General features: G+C 73.1%; 13 protein-coding genes. 7 read left to right on the forward strand and 6 right to left on the reverse strand.

Annotation, left to right across the window (positions count from 1 at the left end; all coding sequences use genetic code 11):
• Nucleotides 1–33 precede the first annotated feature (33 nt).
• Nucleotides 34–1,200 (reverse strand): LLM class flavin-dependent oxidoreductase, encoded by a 1,167-nt coding sequence (locus ACGFIA_RS05465; protein WP_393258798.1) that lies wholly within the window; start codon nt 1,198–1,200, stop codon nt 34–36.
• 143 nt (nt 1,201–1,343) lie between these two features.
• Here ACGFIA_RS05465 and ACGFIA_RS05470 point away from each other — a divergent pair, with 143 nt between their 5' ends.
• From ACGFIA_RS05470 to ACGFIA_RS05490, 5 genes are read left to right on the forward strand one after another with little or no spacing between them, the layout of a single operon-like run.
• Nucleotides 1,344–2,315: a sulfonate ABC transporter substrate-binding protein gene (locus ACGFIA_RS05470; RefSeq protein ID WP_393258800.1), complete on the forward strand. Its 972-nt coding sequence runs from the start codon at nt 1,344–1,346 to the stop codon at nt 2,313–2,315.
• Complete coding sequence (locus ACGFIA_RS05475) at nt 2,312–3,148, forward strand: ABC transporter permease (RefSeq protein ID WP_393258802.1); 837 nt, start codon at nt 2,312–2,314, stop codon at nt 3,146–3,148. Before ACGFIA_RS05470 ends, ACGFIA_RS05475 begins: the two co-directional genes overlap by 4 nt.
• Nucleotides 3,121–3,846 carry an ABC transporter ATP-binding protein gene (locus ACGFIA_RS05480; protein WP_393258804.1) on the forward strand — a complete coding sequence of 242 codons (726 nt, stop codon included), beginning with the start codon at nt 3,121–3,123 and terminating at the stop codon, nt 3,844–3,846. The genes ACGFIA_RS05475 and ACGFIA_RS05480 overlap by 28 nt, the downstream gene beginning before the upstream one ends.
• 16 nt (nt 3,847–3,862) lie before the next feature.
• Entirely contained in the window at nt 3,863–5,269 is a 1,407-nt protein-coding gene (locus ACGFIA_RS05485) for a selenium-binding family protein (RefSeq protein WP_393258806.1), read from the forward strand.
• Nucleotides 5,266–5,904: a hypothetical protein gene (locus ACGFIA_RS05490; RefSeq protein WP_393258808.1), complete on the forward strand. Its 639-nt coding sequence runs from the start codon at nt 5,266–5,268 to the stop codon at nt 5,902–5,904. The genes ACGFIA_RS05485 and ACGFIA_RS05490 overlap by 4 nt, the downstream gene beginning before the upstream one ends.
• A gap of 89 nt (nt 5,905–5,993) precedes the next feature.
• On the opposite strand, the gene ACGFIA_RS05495 is transcribed toward ACGFIA_RS05490, so the two are convergent.
• On the reverse strand, nt 5,994–6,575 hold the full coding sequence (locus ACGFIA_RS05495; RefSeq protein WP_393258810.1) for a hypothetical protein: 582 nt from the start codon (nt 6,573–6,575) through the stop codon (nt 5,994–5,996).
• A 61-nt stretch (nt 6,576–6,636) separates the two neighbouring features.
• Complete coding sequence (locus ACGFIA_RS05500; RefSeq protein WP_393258812.1) at nt 6,637–8,193, reverse strand: hypothetical protein; 1,557 nt, start codon at nt 8,191–8,193, stop codon at nt 6,637–6,639.
• 375 nt (nt 8,194–8,568) lie between these two features.
• Between ACGFIA_RS05500 and ACGFIA_RS05505 the strand changes: the two genes are divergently transcribed.
• Both ACGFIA_RS05505 and ACGFIA_RS05510 read left to right on the forward strand, forming a co-directional pair.
• The gene (locus ACGFIA_RS05505; protein ID WP_393258814.1) at nt 8,569–9,063 is read left to right on the forward strand and encodes a hypothetical protein; all 495 of its coding nucleotides are present in this window, start codon (nt 8,569–8,571) and stop codon (nt 9,061–9,063) included.
• Between the two features lie 211 nt (nt 9,064–9,274).
• On the forward strand, nt 9,275–10,558 hold the full coding sequence (locus ACGFIA_RS05510; RefSeq protein ID WP_393258816.1) for a sulfite oxidase: 1,284 nt from the start codon (nt 9,275–9,277) through the stop codon (nt 10,556–10,558).
• An 8-nt stretch (nt 10,559–10,566) separates the two neighbouring features.
• Here ACGFIA_RS05510 and ACGFIA_RS05515 read toward each other — a convergent pair whose 3' ends face one another.
• The 3 genes from ACGFIA_RS05515 to ACGFIA_RS05525 form a co-directional block, all read right to left on the reverse strand.
• Entirely contained in the window at nt 10,567–11,109 is a 543-nt protein-coding gene (locus ACGFIA_RS05515; protein ID WP_357478561.1) for an RNA 2'-phosphotransferase, read from the reverse strand.
• 226 nt (nt 11,110–11,335) lie between these two features.
• Complete coding sequence (locus tag ACGFIA_RS05520) at nt 11,336–12,385, reverse strand: aldo/keto reductase (protein WP_393258818.1); 1,050 nt, start codon at nt 12,383–12,385, stop codon at nt 11,336–11,338.
• Nucleotides 12,386–12,463: 78 nt separating this feature from the next.
• Entirely contained in the window at nt 12,464–14,404 is a 1,941-nt protein-coding gene (locus tag ACGFIA_RS05525) for an ABC transporter ATP-binding protein (protein ID WP_357383111.1), read from the reverse strand.
• Between the last annotated feature and the right edge of the window lie 176 nt (nt 14,405–14,580).

Here is a 14,580-nt window from a genome sequence, read left to right on the forward strand (position 1 = left end):
CCGCCGGACGGACCGGCGGCCACCCTGGCGCGGTCAGCCGCGGGCCGGGACCGGCTGGGGCGAGAACGGCACGGCGGCGGGCACCTCGATCTCCGGCTCGCCGGCCGGGTGCCGCCACAGCCCGCGCCGCCGCAGGATCGGCAGCACGCCCTCGCCGAACCAGTACGCCTCCTCCAGGTGCGGGTGGCCGGAGAGGATGAACTCGTCCAGGCCGAGCGCGTGGTACTCGGCGATCCGGTCGGCGACCTCGGTGTGGCTGCCGACAAGTGCGGTGCCCGCGCCGCCGCGGACCAGCCCGAATCCGGCCCACAGGTTCGGCGAGACCTCCAGCCCGTCGCGGGAGCCGCCGTGCAGGTCCAGCATCCGCCGCTGTCCCTCGGACTCGCTGCGCCGCAGGCCCTCCTGCACCGCGCGCACGTCGGCCTCGGGGATGCCGTCGAGCAGCTTGCGGGCCTGCGCCCACGCCTCCTCGGCGGTGTCCCGGCTGATCACGTGCAGCCGGATGCCGTACCGCAGCTCGCGACCGGCCTCGGCGGCGAGCCCGCGGATCCAGTCCAGCTTGCCGGCCACCTGCGCGGGCGGCTCGCCCCAGGTCAGGTACACGTCGCTGTGGCGTACCGCCACCGGCCCGGCGGCGCCGGACGACCCGCCGAAGTAGACCGGCGGCACCGGGTCGGGCACGCGGCTGAGCCGCGCGCCCTGGACCCGCACGTGGGCGCCGTCGTGGTCGACCGTCTCGCCGCGCCACAGCGCCCGCACCACGTGCAGGAACTCGTCGGTACGCGCGTACCGGGCGTCCTTGTCCAGGAAGTCGCCGTACCCGCGCTGCTCGGCGGACTCGCCGCCGGTGACCACGTTGAGCAGCAGCCGCCCGCCGGACAGGCGCTGGAACGTGGACGCCATCTGCGCGGCCAGGGTGGGTGAGAGCAGGCCGGGCCGGAACGCGACGAGGAACTTCAGCCGCTCGGTGACCTCGGTGAGCATGGCGGTGGCCAGCCAGGCGTCCTCGCACCAGGCGCCGGTGGGGGTGAGCGCGCCGGCGAAGCCGAGCTGCTCGGCGGTGCGGGCGATCTGCCCCAGGTACGCCACGGTGGCGGGTCGCGCGCCACCGGCGGTGCCGACCGGTACGCCGTGGCCGCCGCCCACGATGTCCCGGCTGTCGCCGTAGGTCGGCAGGAACCAGTGGAAGCTGAGCGACATGGTGTACCTCCGGTGCGCGGGTCGGACGGGCCCCTCCTGAGTGGTGGGACGACCACGCCGACACCCTACCCATAAAACCTATCGGGTTGGTAGGTTGCTGTCGCCCGCCGACGGCCGGGTTCACCCCTCCCCGAGGAGTCGCCATGCGTACCCCCAGATCGCGCCGCCGCCCGGTGGCCGCGCTGCTCACCACCCTCGCGCTGCTCGCCGCGACGGCGCTGACGGCCTGCGGCGGCGAGGCGGCCGACGCCAGCGGCGGCGGCGACCGCCCACTGCGGATCGGCTACCAGCGCTTCGGCGGGCTCAGCCTGGTCAAGGCGCGCGGCGACGCGAAGAACGTCACCTGGTCGCTGTTCGAGAGCGGCCCGGCGCTGACCGAGGCGCTCAAGGCCGGCTCGATCGACATCGGTCAGGTCGGCGAGGCGCCGCCGGTGTTCGCCGCCGCCGGGAAGATCCCGTTCTCCGTGGTCGGCACGTCCGAGCCGATCCCGCAGGGCGAGGCGGTTCTGGTCAAGGCGGGCAGCCCGTATCGTGGATTCGCCGACCTACGCGGGCGCACCGTCGCGCTGAACAAGGGCTCCAACGTGCACTGGCTGCTGGTGAAGCTGCTGGAGGCCAACAAGATGACGCTCGCCGACATCAACGTCAAGTACCTCAAGCCCGCCGAGGGGCGGCCCGCGTTCGACAACGGGCAAGTCGACGCGTGGATCATCTGGGATCCCTACTTCGCGCTGGCCGAGCGACCGGGCGTACGGGTCCTCGCCGACGCCACCGGGCTGGCCGGCAACCGCGAGTACGTGCTGGCCGCCCCGGACGCGGTGAAGAACCGCACCGACGACGTGCGGGCGTTCCTGAACACGTACCGGCAGACCACCGACTGGGGCATCGCCCACCCGACCGAACGGGCCGCCGTCCTCGCCCCCGAGCTGAAGATCCCACTCGACGTGACCACCCGGGCGCTGGCCCGCAGCGCCAAGCCGCTCGCCCCGGTCACCCCGGAGATCGGCGCCGAGTTGCAGGCCATCGCGGACAGCTTCGTCGAACTGAAGCTGGTGCCCGGCCCGGTCGACATCGCCGGGCGGGTGGACGGCCGGTTCACCGAGGCGTTCCGGTGAGCGGTCCGGCGCTCGCCGAGGCGGCCGCGCCTGTCGCACCCGATCGGGCCGCGCCGCGGCGGTCGCGGCCCCGCGCCTCGCGGCGGTGGCGGCGCGCGGTGAGCCCGGTCGTGCTGGTGCTCGCCTGGGAGGCCGCCGCGCGGACCGGGCTGCTCGCCGCGGAGAAGCTGCCCGCGCCCAGCGCGGTGCTCGCCACCGGGTGGCGGCTGACCCGGGACGGCACGCTCGGCGTGCACCTGCTCGACTCGCTGACCCGTGCCGCACTCGGGCTGCTCATCGGCGGCGGCCTGGCGCTGGTGCTCGGCGCGGCGGCCGGGCTGCTGCGCCTCGGCGACGACCTGGTCGACCCGCCGGTGCAGATGGCCCGGATGCTGCCGCACCTGGGCCTGGTCCCGCTGCTGATCATCTGGGTCGGCATCGGCGAGTCGCTGAAGGTCACGCTGGTCGCGCTCGGCGCGTTCTTCCCGATCTACTTCAACACGTACGCCGGCATCCGCGACATCGACGAACGCCTGGTGGAGGCGGCGCGCACCTGCGGTCTCGGCGCGGCGGCCCGGCTGCGGCACGTGGTGCTGCCCGGCGCGCTGCCGTCGCTGTTCCTCGGGCTGCGGCTGGCCATCGGCGCGGCCTGGCTCAGCCTCGTCGTCGGTGAGCAGGTGAACGCGCAGACCGGCGTCGGGTTCCTGATGATGGAGGCGCGCGAGTTCAGCCAGACCGACGTGGTGGTGCTCGGCCTGCTCGTCTACGCGCTGCTGGGGCTCGCCTCCGACCTGCTCATCCGGTACGCGGAGAGGAGGACGCTGGCGTGGCGACGCGGACTGCGCGCGACCTGACCGGGCCGGTGCTCACCGCCCGCGCGGTGACCCGGGCGTTCGGCCCGGCGGTGGTGCTGGCCGGGGTCGACCTGAGCATCGCCGCCGGAGAGACGGTGGCGCTGCTCGGCGGCAGCGGCTCCGGCAAGAGCACGCTGCTGCGGGTGCTCGCCGGGCTCGACGGCGACGCGGGCGGCGAGCACGCGGTGCACGGCACCGCAGCCGTGGTGTTCCAGGAGCACCGGCTGCTGCCGTGGAAGCGGGTGGCAGACAACGTGGCGCTCGGCCTGACCGGGCCGGATGTGGGCGACCGGGTCGGCCGCGCGCTGGCCGAGGTGGGGCTCGCCGACAGGGGCCGGGCCTGGCCGGCCGAGCTGTCCGGCGGGCAGGCGCAACGGGTCGCGGTGGCCCGCGCGCTGGTCCGCGAACCGGACCTGCTGCTGCTGGATGAACCGTTCGGCGCGCTCGACGCGCTGACCCGGCTGCGCATGCAGGGGCTGCTGCGGCGGCTGCGCGCCCAGCACGGCTTCGCCGCGCTGCTCGTCACCCACGACGTGGAGGAGGCGCTGCTGCTGGCCGACCGCGTCCTGCTGCTCGACGACGGCGTGATCGCCGAGGAGGTGCCGGTACGCCTCGGCCCGGCCCCGAGCCCCGACGACCCGGCCCTCGGCGCGCTGCGCCGCCACCTGCTCGACCGCCTCGGCGTACCCGCCGGCTGACCGCGATGGAGGATTCATGACCCGCTGGACCCCGGACCCGACGTTCTACCCCTCCCCCTCGCTCGCCGCCACCGCACCGGCCGAGAAGCTCGCGTACGTCGCCGCGTTCGACCGCGCCGGGCAGCGCCCCGACGCCATCGCGGTGCTCGACACCGACCCGGACTCCGACTCGTACGGCCGGGTCGTCGGCTGGACCGAGCTGCCGCACACCGGCGACGAGGTGCACCACTTCGGGTGGAACGCGTGCAGCAGCGCGCTCTGCCCGGCCGCGCCGCACCCGCACGTGGAACGCCGCTACCTGATCGTGCCGGGCCTGCGCTCGTCCCGGATCCACGTGCTGGACACCAAGACCGACCCGCGCCGCCCCGAGCTGGTCAAGGTGATCGAGGCGGAGGAACTCGGCAAGCGCGCCGGGTACTCCCGCCCGCACACCGTGCACTGCGGGCCGGACGGCATCTACGTCTCCGCGCTCGGCGGCGCGGACGGGCAGGAGGGGCCCGGCGGCATCGCCGTGCTCGACCACACCACGTTCGAGGTACGCGGCGCGTGGGAGGCCGACCGGGGGCCGCAGTTCCTGGCGTACGACTTCTGGTGGCACTACACGCAGGACGTGCTGGTCACCAGCGAGTGGGGCACGCCGTCGATGATCGAGGACGGCATCGTCGGCGAGCTGCTGCTGGGCCGCCGGTACGGGCACGCGATCCACTTCTGGGACCTGGCGAAGCGCCGGCACGTGCAGCGCGTCGACCTCGGCGACCAGTACCAGATGCCGCTGGAGCTGCGCCCCGCGCACGACCCGACGAAGTCGTACGGCTTCGTGGGCGTGGTGATCAGCGTCGAGGACCTGTCCGCCTCGATCTGGCTGTGGCACCGCGACGGCGACGCCTGGGCGGTCACCAAGGTGATCGACATCCCGGCCGAGCCCGCCGACCCGGCCGACCTGCCGGACCTGCTCAAGCCGTTCGGCGCGGTGCCGCCGCTGGTCACCGACATCGACCTGTCCGTGGACGACAGGTTCCTGCACGTCTCCTGCTGGGGCACCGGCGAGCTGATCCGCTACGACGTCAGCGACCCGTTCCACCCGGTACGCGTCGGCTCGGTGCGCCTCGGCGGCATCGTCAACCGCACCCCGCACCCGGCGTACCCGGACGAGCCGCTGGCCGGCGGGCCGCAGATGGTCGAGATCAGCCGCGACGGCCGGCGCGTCTACGTCAGCAACTCGCTCTACGGCGCCTGGGACGACCAGTTCTACCCCGACGGGGTGGGCGCCTGGGTGGCGAAGCTCGACGTCGACCCGGGCAGCGGCGGCCTCGTGCCGGACCCGCGCTTCTTCCCGCGCGGCGACGAGTTCCGCGGCCTGCGCGTGCACCAGACCCGGTTGCAGGGCGGCGACGCCTCTTCCGACTCGTACTGCTTCCCGTGACCGGCGCGACCTGGGCGGCGCTGGCCGGCCTCGGCGCGTTCCACGGTCTGAACCCGGCGATGGGCTGGCTGTTCGCGGTGGCCCGGGGCCTGCAGGAGCGCCGCCGGGCCGCGCTGCTGGCGGCCCTGCCACCGATCGCCGCCGGTCACCTGGCGTCGGTGGCGGTGGTCGCCGCGCTGGTCAGCGCCACCCGGTCGGTGACGGCGAGCACCGTGGTCGCGGTGGCCGGCGGGGTGCTGCTGGTCGGGTTCGGGCTGTGGCGGCTGCTGTCCGAGCGGCACTTCCGCTGGACCGGGATGCGGCTGTCGGCGGCGCAGCTGACCGCCTGGTCGTTCCTGATGTCGGCGGCGCACGGCGCGGGCCTGATGCTGCTGCCGGTGCTGCTCGCCGAACCGGCGGCCAGCGCCGGCCCGCACGCCGGGCACCTGGCCGCCGCGCCGGCCGGCGCGCTGACCGGCCTGCTCGCCGCCGCCGTGCACACGGTCGCCATGCTCGCCGTCGCGCTGGTCGTGGCAGTGCTGGTGTACGAGGTGCTCGGCGTCGGTGTGCTGCGCCGGGCCTGGTTCAACGTCGACCGGCTCTGGGCCGGTGTGCTGGTGGCGGCCGGGGTGGTGACGCTGATCGCTGCGGCGTGAGCCGGCAGTGGCTCGCCGGGCAGACGCATGGGCCCGGCGTCGACCGCGAGCGGCTGCTGGAGGTGGGCGCGCGCAGGACGGCCCCGCCGTCACCCGTCCTTCGGACGGCCTGGGCAGGAGGTGGCAGCCGGGTATGCCTCGACGAAGACGTGGAGGGGCATGTCGCCTCCTGCCTTCGGTCCGCGGTAGATCGAGAGGCTGGACCAGTGACCACTGATCTCTTGGCAGTAGACGGCGTAGGCGCTGCCGTCTCCCTGGCTGTCATCCCAGCTGCCGTTGGCCTGCCAGCCGTCAGCGACGGCTCGTGCGCCGAAGGTGGTGAGCAGTTGCGCTGCGGTCATCGCGTTCGTGGTGGTGTAGTCGTTCTCGACGGCGGCCACCCGCTTCGCCGGTGGCAACGCACCGTGCGACTCGGGCCAGTCGGTGGTACAGGCAGCCGAGAACTCCTTGCTCCCCGCGCTCCTGGTGCCGTCGGGCACGTAGCCGGTGAGGGCTTTGCCGCGCAAGTCCGCCAGGAGGGTCTTCTGGTCCGCCGGCACCTGGCACCCGGAGGACGGTGGGGTGGCATCTGCGCCGTCTCCGCCCTTCGATCCGCAGGCCGTTGTGCAGAGGGCGATGCCGATAAGGGCGGCCATCCCGCCGAGCCGCAGAAGAGCTGGTGCGGATCTCATCGGATCCTCCTTCGACGTCGGGAGCCGGGCGCGCCCGATGCGGCGCGCCCGGCAGGAGTGGCTATGACGTGTGGACGTTGAACGTATAGCCACTCTGGGTCTTGGCGAGCGAGAACGCGTTGCTGATCGGCGTGTATCTGCTGTATTCGCGGCCGGCGGGGTTGGTCGGGCACTTTCCGGAGCCATCGGTTCCGTCGGTGAGGATCCCGTACGCCTTGCTGTCCGCCTCGCTGAAGAGCGGCCCCCCGCTGTCGCCCGGCCGCATGCAGAGGTTGGTCCTGATACCGCCGTCCTTCGCGGTGACGCCGCCGCACCTGGTGCCGTTGTAGTAGCCGATGTTCGAGTGGTAGCCCGAGGTCGAGCTCGCGTCCGCGCTACCGCTGCCGCACACCACCCAGCCGATGTCGATCGACCCGTATCCGTAGTAGCCGGTAATGCCGAAGGTGCCCTCGGTGCAGGCATTGGTGCCCTCGGAGGACCAGCAGTACGAGTTCACCAGGTTCCGGGAGTATCCGCTGAGCCAGGTCTCGGCGTAGTTGGTCGTGCTCGTCGTGACGTAGGGCTGCAGGGCGAAGTCCCACGGGTACGACGAGGCGCCGTCCACGTTGGCGTTCTCCCAGTCACCGAGTTCGTAACCGACGGGAGTACGACCGGTCTCGTAGCTCGAGAAGGTGCGGGTGTCGCCGGTCTTGTTCGGGCCGACGGTGCAGTGACCGGCCGTGAGGATGAACGACCAGCCGCGGCTGTCCTTGATGTTGAAGCCGTTCGTGCACTGGCCCCACGTGGCGTTCAACGCCTCACCGTTCGGATAGACGGGCGATGGCGAGTTACGCCGGACGTCGAGCCGCTGCCCACCTCGCATCGGCTTCCCGCAATACTCGGGGATACAGCTCGGGGTGCTGACCAGCCCGGTCACGACCGGGCCGGAGGAGACCTTCATCTTCTCCTTGCCGCCGATCATCTGCCGGATCTTGACGCGGTCCCCGTGCCGGACCGCCGCCCGGGCGATCCGCGTGTCCACCGACGCCGGCGACTCGCTCTCCAGCCGCTTGCGCTCGGCTGCGGTCGCTCTCGCTGCCTGCTGCTCACCGGCGTGCTGATAGACCACCACAGCGTTCTGCTGGACGTCGGCCACCGCCTCGGCCACACGCTGCTTTCCGCCATGGGTGTTGAGCTCGGCGTCCAGTTGCCCGGCCACCTCGTACAACTCCTTCAGTGAGTACTTGGCACCCACCACCCGGATGTGCTCGACATCGCGCACCTCACGAACCGCCTGAGCGATGGCCCGGGTATCCGTCGCATGGATGAGCAGCAACCCACCAGCGGCCTGATCGATCTCCGCCCCCGCGAAGGTATCCGGGTAGTTCAGGGCGAGTTGCTCGTCGAGCACGGCGTTCATCCGCTGAAGGTCGAGCCGGCGCAGCGCCTCGGACTCCGACACCCCGTACTCCGACTGGAGGTAGGCGATCGAACCCCGTACCTGAGCTGCCGTAAGCGGTGAAGGCGTGTCCACCGCGAGCGCCGGCTCCGACATCACCAGGACACCACCCAAGGCGCTCAGCGACATGGCGCCGAGCGCAGCGAGTAGTCTTGTACTCGTCCTCATCTTGGTCTCCATCCAAATAGGACAATTTGGCCGTCCCGACGTGTGCAGCGTCGGGACGGCCACGCTTCCTCAGGCAGGTTGACTGGGTGTGTCACTCCGGTCGCCCTGCGCGGGTCGTCGCAGCGTATAACGACGATCACCGATCCTGCTGTCCCGCCGACGCGGCGGATATGCGACCATGCCGGTGATCAGGTTCTTCCGCTCGCGCGCCAGGCGACGTCGCCGGGTTCCCGCGATCACGATCGCATCGCCGTGCCACGCTCCCCGCTCGGAGTCCCCATGGAGCAGACAGATCCCGCGGCCTCCCCGCGCGGCGCCCGCCCCCCGTCCCACGACCGTGGTCCGGATTCCGCGTCGCGACGGCGCCGACTCGTTGTCCGCGTCCTCGTGGTCGCGGTGCTGCTGACGCTGGCGACGCTGAGCGTCCGGGCCACCAGATGGTGGGGCTGCGCCTTTCCCCCCGACGACCAGACCGCTGCGGTGGCGGCGTACCAGAGAGATCCCGCCTTCTCCGTGACCCCGCCCCACGGGCGCCTGCTCACCGAACAGGCATCGACGCGCGCCTGTGACTACCGACCAGCCTCGCGGGAGCGGGAGGAGTCGGCGGGCCCGCAGTTCGCGACGGTCTGGCGCCGGTACACCGCGGATCGAAGTCTCTCAGCCGACGAACTGGCCACCCTCATCGGGCCGGAGGCCCGCGGGGCCGGGTGGCGTCTCGTCAACCATCAGGGTGACGCCGGCGGCGGCCTCCTGCGGTACTGCAGAATGATCAACGGCAGGGCGGCGTGGCTGGAGATCAGCAGCACTGCTGACGGCACGCCTGACCACGCCGCCACAGTCACCGTTCTCATCGAGGGACGCCCGGACGAAGCCGGCTGCTGACGGCGGCACGGGAACTCCTCCCCGCGCCCGCGCCGGCGTGCTGCGCCGGGCCTGGTTCGACGTCGACCGGCTCCGGGCCGGTGTGCTGGTGGCGGCCAGGGTGGTGACGCTGGTCGGCGCGGCGTGTGCCGCCGCCCCACCTGCGATGGATCGACGAAAACTCCTACTGATTGAATAGGAAAGGCAGCGTCGCCTATCCCGGAGGTCAGTCGTGAGTCAGTCCCCGTCCCCCGCCGAAGCCGTCCACGACGCCGACCGGAGCCGGCAGTGGCTCACCGGGCAGGCGCACGGGCCGGGCGTCGACCGCGAGCGGCTGCTGGAGGTGGGCGCGGCGATGGCCGCGGTGACCGCCGCCGCGGCGGAGCGCGAGCCGGTGGCTGTGGCGTCCGCGCCGGTCGGCGTCGACCCCGGGGCGCCGATCGTCAAGCCGCTGCCGGCGGAGCTGCTGCGCCCGTTGGACACCAACGCCGAGATGCGCTGGCCGGCGATGGCCGGCCAGGGGTACGTGGTCCCGATCGACCGCTTCTTCGTCCGCAACCACACCGTCACCCCGTACCTGGACGCGGCAACCTGGCGGCTGCGGCTGTTCGGCGACGGCCTTCGCGGCGCGCCGAGCCGGGACAACGCGGTCGAGTTCGACCTCGACGAGCTGCGCCGGCTGCCCGCCGAGGAGCACGCGGCGCTGCTGGAGTGCGCCGGCAACGGGCGGCGCTACTTCGCCGAGCAGCAGGACGAGCCGGCCCCGGGCGTGGCGTGGGGGCTCGGCAGCGTCGGCGTGGCCCGGTGGCGGGGCGTCCGGCTCGGCACCGTGCTGCGCCTGGCCGGGCTGCGCGACGAGGCGGTCGACGTGATGCCCGAAGGACTCGACCCGGACTACGTCAGCGGCGGGGTCAACCTCGGCCGGGTACGCCGCCCGATGCCGGTCGCCAAGGCGCTCGACGACGTGCTGCTGGCGTACGAGATGAACGGCGAGCCGCTGCCCGCCGACCACGGCTTCCCGGTGCGGGTCGTGGTGCCCGGCTGGGTCGGCATCTCCTCGATCAAGTGGGTGGGCGCGATCGAGGTCTCCACCACTCCCCTGTTCTCGCCGTGGAACACGCAGTTCTACCGGATGTTCGGCCCCGGCCACCCGGCCGACGGCACAGTGCTCACCGCCCAGCCGGTACGCAGCGCGTTCGAGCTGCCCTGGGACGCCCGGGTGCCGGCCGGCGAGGAGGTGCTGCTCACCGGCCGTTCCTGGTCCGGCAACGGCCCGATCGCGCACGTCGAGGTGGACACCGGCGACGGATGGCGCCCGGCAGAACTGGTCGCCGCCGACCGGGGCGGCGCCTGGCAGCGCTGGACAGTCCGCTGGCGCCCGCCGGCCGCCGGCCGGCACGTCCTGCGCGCCCGCGCCACCGACAGCACCGGCGCGGTTCAGCCCGACCGGGCCGCGCCGAACGACCTCGCGTACCTGTTCGACGCCGTGGTGGCCCACCCGGTGACCGCCTGCTGACCGCCGCTTCAGGTGGTGCTGAGGTAGGGCGGCGGCACGGTGTCGGTGAGCCACACCCCGTTCGCGGAGCGGTAGAACAGGTACCCGGCCTCGGCCATCGCCGCCGCGTCCACCGTCAGCACCACCACCGCGCCGCCCCGGCGCGCACCGACGCGCCGGGCCGTCGCCACATCAGGCGACAGGTGTACGTGGTGCCGCCCGCCCCGGCGCAGCCCCTGCGCCCGGATCGCGTCCAGCACGGCCTCGCCGGTGCCGTGGAACAGCCGGGGCGGCGGCGCGGCCGGGGTCAGGCCGAGGTCGACCGGGACGGAGTGCCCCTGGTTGGCGCGGATCCGGTCGGCCCCGTCCGGGCCCGCCTCGACGGCGAAGCGCTGCTTGTCGTTGCCCGCGACCACGGCGTCCAGCTGGGCGCGGCTGATTTTCAGCCCGGCGAGCACGTCGGCGACCGGCACCCAGCCGGCCCGGTCGAGCCGCAGCCCGAACGCCTCAGGCCGGTGCCGCAGCCCCAGCGACAGCCGCTTGCTCACCCGAACAAGATCGCGATGTTCCACCCGCCCAGTCTGGAGCCGCCCCCCCTCCCCTGTCGACGCGATTCCCCACTCACCCGCCCCCTCGCCTCCCGTTCCCGCCTCGCCTCGCCTCGCCTCGCCTCGCCTCGCCTCGTCGATCTTGCGGTTTCGGCCCCTCGGGTGCCCGTTTCGCGCGTTTTGCCGGGGCAGAAACCCCATGATCGATGAGCCGGGACTGAGGGTGGGACGGAGGCGGGACGGGCGAGGGTCAGGCTGCGGCTCGGTCTGGGAGGGGGCGGCGGCGGCGGGTCGGGTCGGTCAGGGCGGGCGGGGACCAGGCGCCGTCGGGCTGGTAGAGGTTCGTGCCGGGCGGGACGATCTCGTCGATACGGTCCAGCACCGCGTCGTCGAGCGTCAGCTCCGCCCCGGCCAGCAGCGCGTCCAACTGGTCCATCGTGCGCGGTCCGATGATGGTCGAGGTGACCGCCGGGTGCGCGGCGGTGAACGCCACTGCGAGCTGCGGCAGCGTGCAGCCCACCTCGCCGGCGAGCGCGACCAGTTCCTCCACGGCGGCGTACTTGGCGGTGTTGCCCGGTAGCGCCGGGTCGAACCGGGCCGGGGTGAGCGCCGGGCGGCCCGCGCCGAGGTCGACGGGCCGGCCCTGCCGGTACCGGCCGGACAGGAACCCGGAGGCCAGCGGGCTCCACACCAGCACGCCCATCCGGTAGCGGCGGCAGACCGGCAGCACCGACGTCTCGATGCCGCGCGCGAGGATCGAGTACGGCGGCTGCTCGGTGCGGAACCGGCCGAGCGCCCGCCGTTCGGCGACGTGGTGCGCCTCCACGATCTCCTCGGCCGGGAAGGTCGAGCAGCCGAACGCGCGGATCTTCCCGGCCCGGACCAGGTCGGTGAGCGCGCCGAGCGTCTCCTCGACATCGGTGCTGTGGTCGGGACGGTGCACCTGGTAGAGGTCGATCCAGTCGGTGCCCAGCCGGCGCAGGCTGTCCTCGACCGCCCGGACGATCCAGCGGCGCGAGTTGCCGCCCCGGTTGGGCCCCTCACCCATCGGGAAGTGGACCTTCGTGGCGAGCACCACGTCGTCGCGGCGGCCGCGCAGGGCCTTGCCGACGATCTCCTCCGACTCGCCGGCCGAGTACATGTCGGCGGTGTCCACGACGTTGATCCCGTGGTCGAGTGCCGCGTGCACGATCCGGGCACAGTCGTCGTGGTCGGGGTTGCCGACCGCGCCGAACATCATGGTGCCGAGACAGTGGACGCTGACCTCGATGCCGGTGCCGCCGAGGACGCGATAGCGCATGTGAGACTCCCTGGGTCGCACCGCGCCGGCCGGGTGGCGCGCGGTCCGGTCACGGTAGGAGTTCGAGTGCGCTGGAGGTCAACCGTCGGCGGGTTCCGCGCTGCCGGCGAGGTAACCGGCGGCCTGCAACTCGAACAGCTCGCGGTAGAGCCCGCCCCGGGCCATCAGCGTGTCGTGGTCGCCCGACTGCACGAGCCGGCCGTGGTCCATCACGAAGATCCGGTCGGCGTGCCGGACGTTCGCCAGCCGGTGGGTGATCAGCACGACGGCCCGGTCCGGGTGCCGCCGCAGGTGCTGGAAGAGGGCGTGTTCGGCACGCGCGTCCAGCGCGGCGGACGGCTCGTCGCAGATCAGCAGCCGGGCGTCGCGGTAGAGGCCGCGCGCGGCCACCAGCCGCTGCCACTGCCCGCCGGACAGGTCCTGCCCGTCCTTGAACTGCCGATCCAGCAGCGTGTCGTACCCGAACGGCAGCTCGCTGATCATGTCGTGCGCGGCGGCGTCCCGGGCGGCGGTCTCCACGCTCGGGCCGGGCCCGCCGGCGCGGTCGTGGCGGCCGACCCGGATGTTCTGCCGGGCGGTGAACGGGAACCTCCACCAGTCCTGGCTCATCACCGCGACCTGGGCGGCGGTCTGCCGGGGATCCAGCTCGGCGGCGTCCACACCGTCCCAGCGGATCGTGCCGCCGGTCGGACGGTAGAGGCCGGCGATCAACTTGGCGAGCGTGGTCTTGCCGGAGCCGTTCTCCCCCACCAGCGCGATCACCTCGCCGCGCCGGACCGTGAGGCTGACCTCGTCGACCGCGGCGGCATCGGTGTCCGGGTAGCGCAGGCTGACCCGTTCGAGGTCGATGCGTGCGAAGCCGTCGACCGGCAGGTGCCCGCCGGCCGGGATCCGCCGGGTCGCCCGGTCGAGGAAGTCGCGGTAGTCCTGGTAGTAGAGGGCGTCCTCGTAGAGCGAGTTGGTGGCGAAGATGGCCGTGCGCAGGCTCGTACGCGCGGACTGGAGGGCGAGCAGCGCGGTGGCCGCCGCCGCGAGCGCCACCACGCCCCCGACGAGCAACGCGCCCAGCACCACGTAGAGCCCGAACGTGGCGATGCCGGTGATGGACAGGCCGATCGCCCGGGTCACCGTCTGCGCGCGGGCCAGGCGCAGCTCGGCGCGGGTCTCCAGCCGCGTCATGAGGTGGTACTCGGAGAGCAGGAAGTCGCGCATCTGGTACGCGCGGATCTCGGCCGCGGTGTGCCGGTTGGCCATCAGGTCGCCCAGCATCCACTTGCGTCGCCGCCGGGTGATCCGGGCGAGCCAGTCGACGTGCTGGCGGCGGGCCATCCGCACCGCCGTCACCGCCTCCGGGGCCGCGGCGACGACCAGGCAGGGCAGCAGCAGCGGGTGGATGATCGTCACCGCGGTGGCCGTGGCGATCACGCCGACCACGCCGGTGACCAGGTTGACCGTGTCGTTGACCAGGGAGCCCGCCTCGACCAGTCCGCGGTCGCGGGCGCGGTCCATCTCCTCGGCGAAGCCGGCGTCGTCGAAGGCCGCCAGCTCCACGGCGGACGTCGTCTCGAACAGCCGCCGCTCCACCGTGAAGTTGATCTGCGGCACGAGCCGGGCCTGCGCCCAACCGGCGGCGATGGTCAGCGCGCCGCGCCCGGCGACGGCGGCCGCCGCGAGCGCCAGGGCGGGCAGTGCCGCCCGGATGCGTTCCGGTGTCGGGCCGGCCGCGAACAACTGGTGGAGCACCCCGGTGGTGGCGAGCAGCCCCAGCGTGGTGAGCACGCCGGCGGCGACGTTGAGACCCAGCGAGGCGGCGGTGTCCCGGCGGCTGGTCGCCCAGGCGAGGCTGATCGCCTCGCGGATCAGGGCGGGCAACCGGCGGGCCACCGACCAGAAGCCGGTGTGGGCCAGTTCGGTGGCCCGGTGCATCCAGTGCGGATCGACGAGCTCGGGCAGGGTCGTCTCCCCGGCCGGCTCCTCCCGCGGGTCGGACGGTGGACGAGGGTGGACCACCCCGGCCATGGCACCCCCTCGACGCGATCGGGCAGCAACGCTGGATACTACGTTCTGCTATCGACCACTGTCACTCAGTGATCGGCGTGTCGTACAGGCGTCCCAACTGGCGTGTCCGGGGCCGGCGGACGGAAAGAACCGTCCGCACGGTGATCGCCGCCGGGTCGCGTCGCGCGCGACCGCTC

This window comes from Micromonospora sp. NPDC049203 (assembly GCF_043197215.1).
GTDB lineage: Bacteria > Actinomycetota > Actinomycetes > Mycobacteriales > Micromonosporaceae > Micromonospora.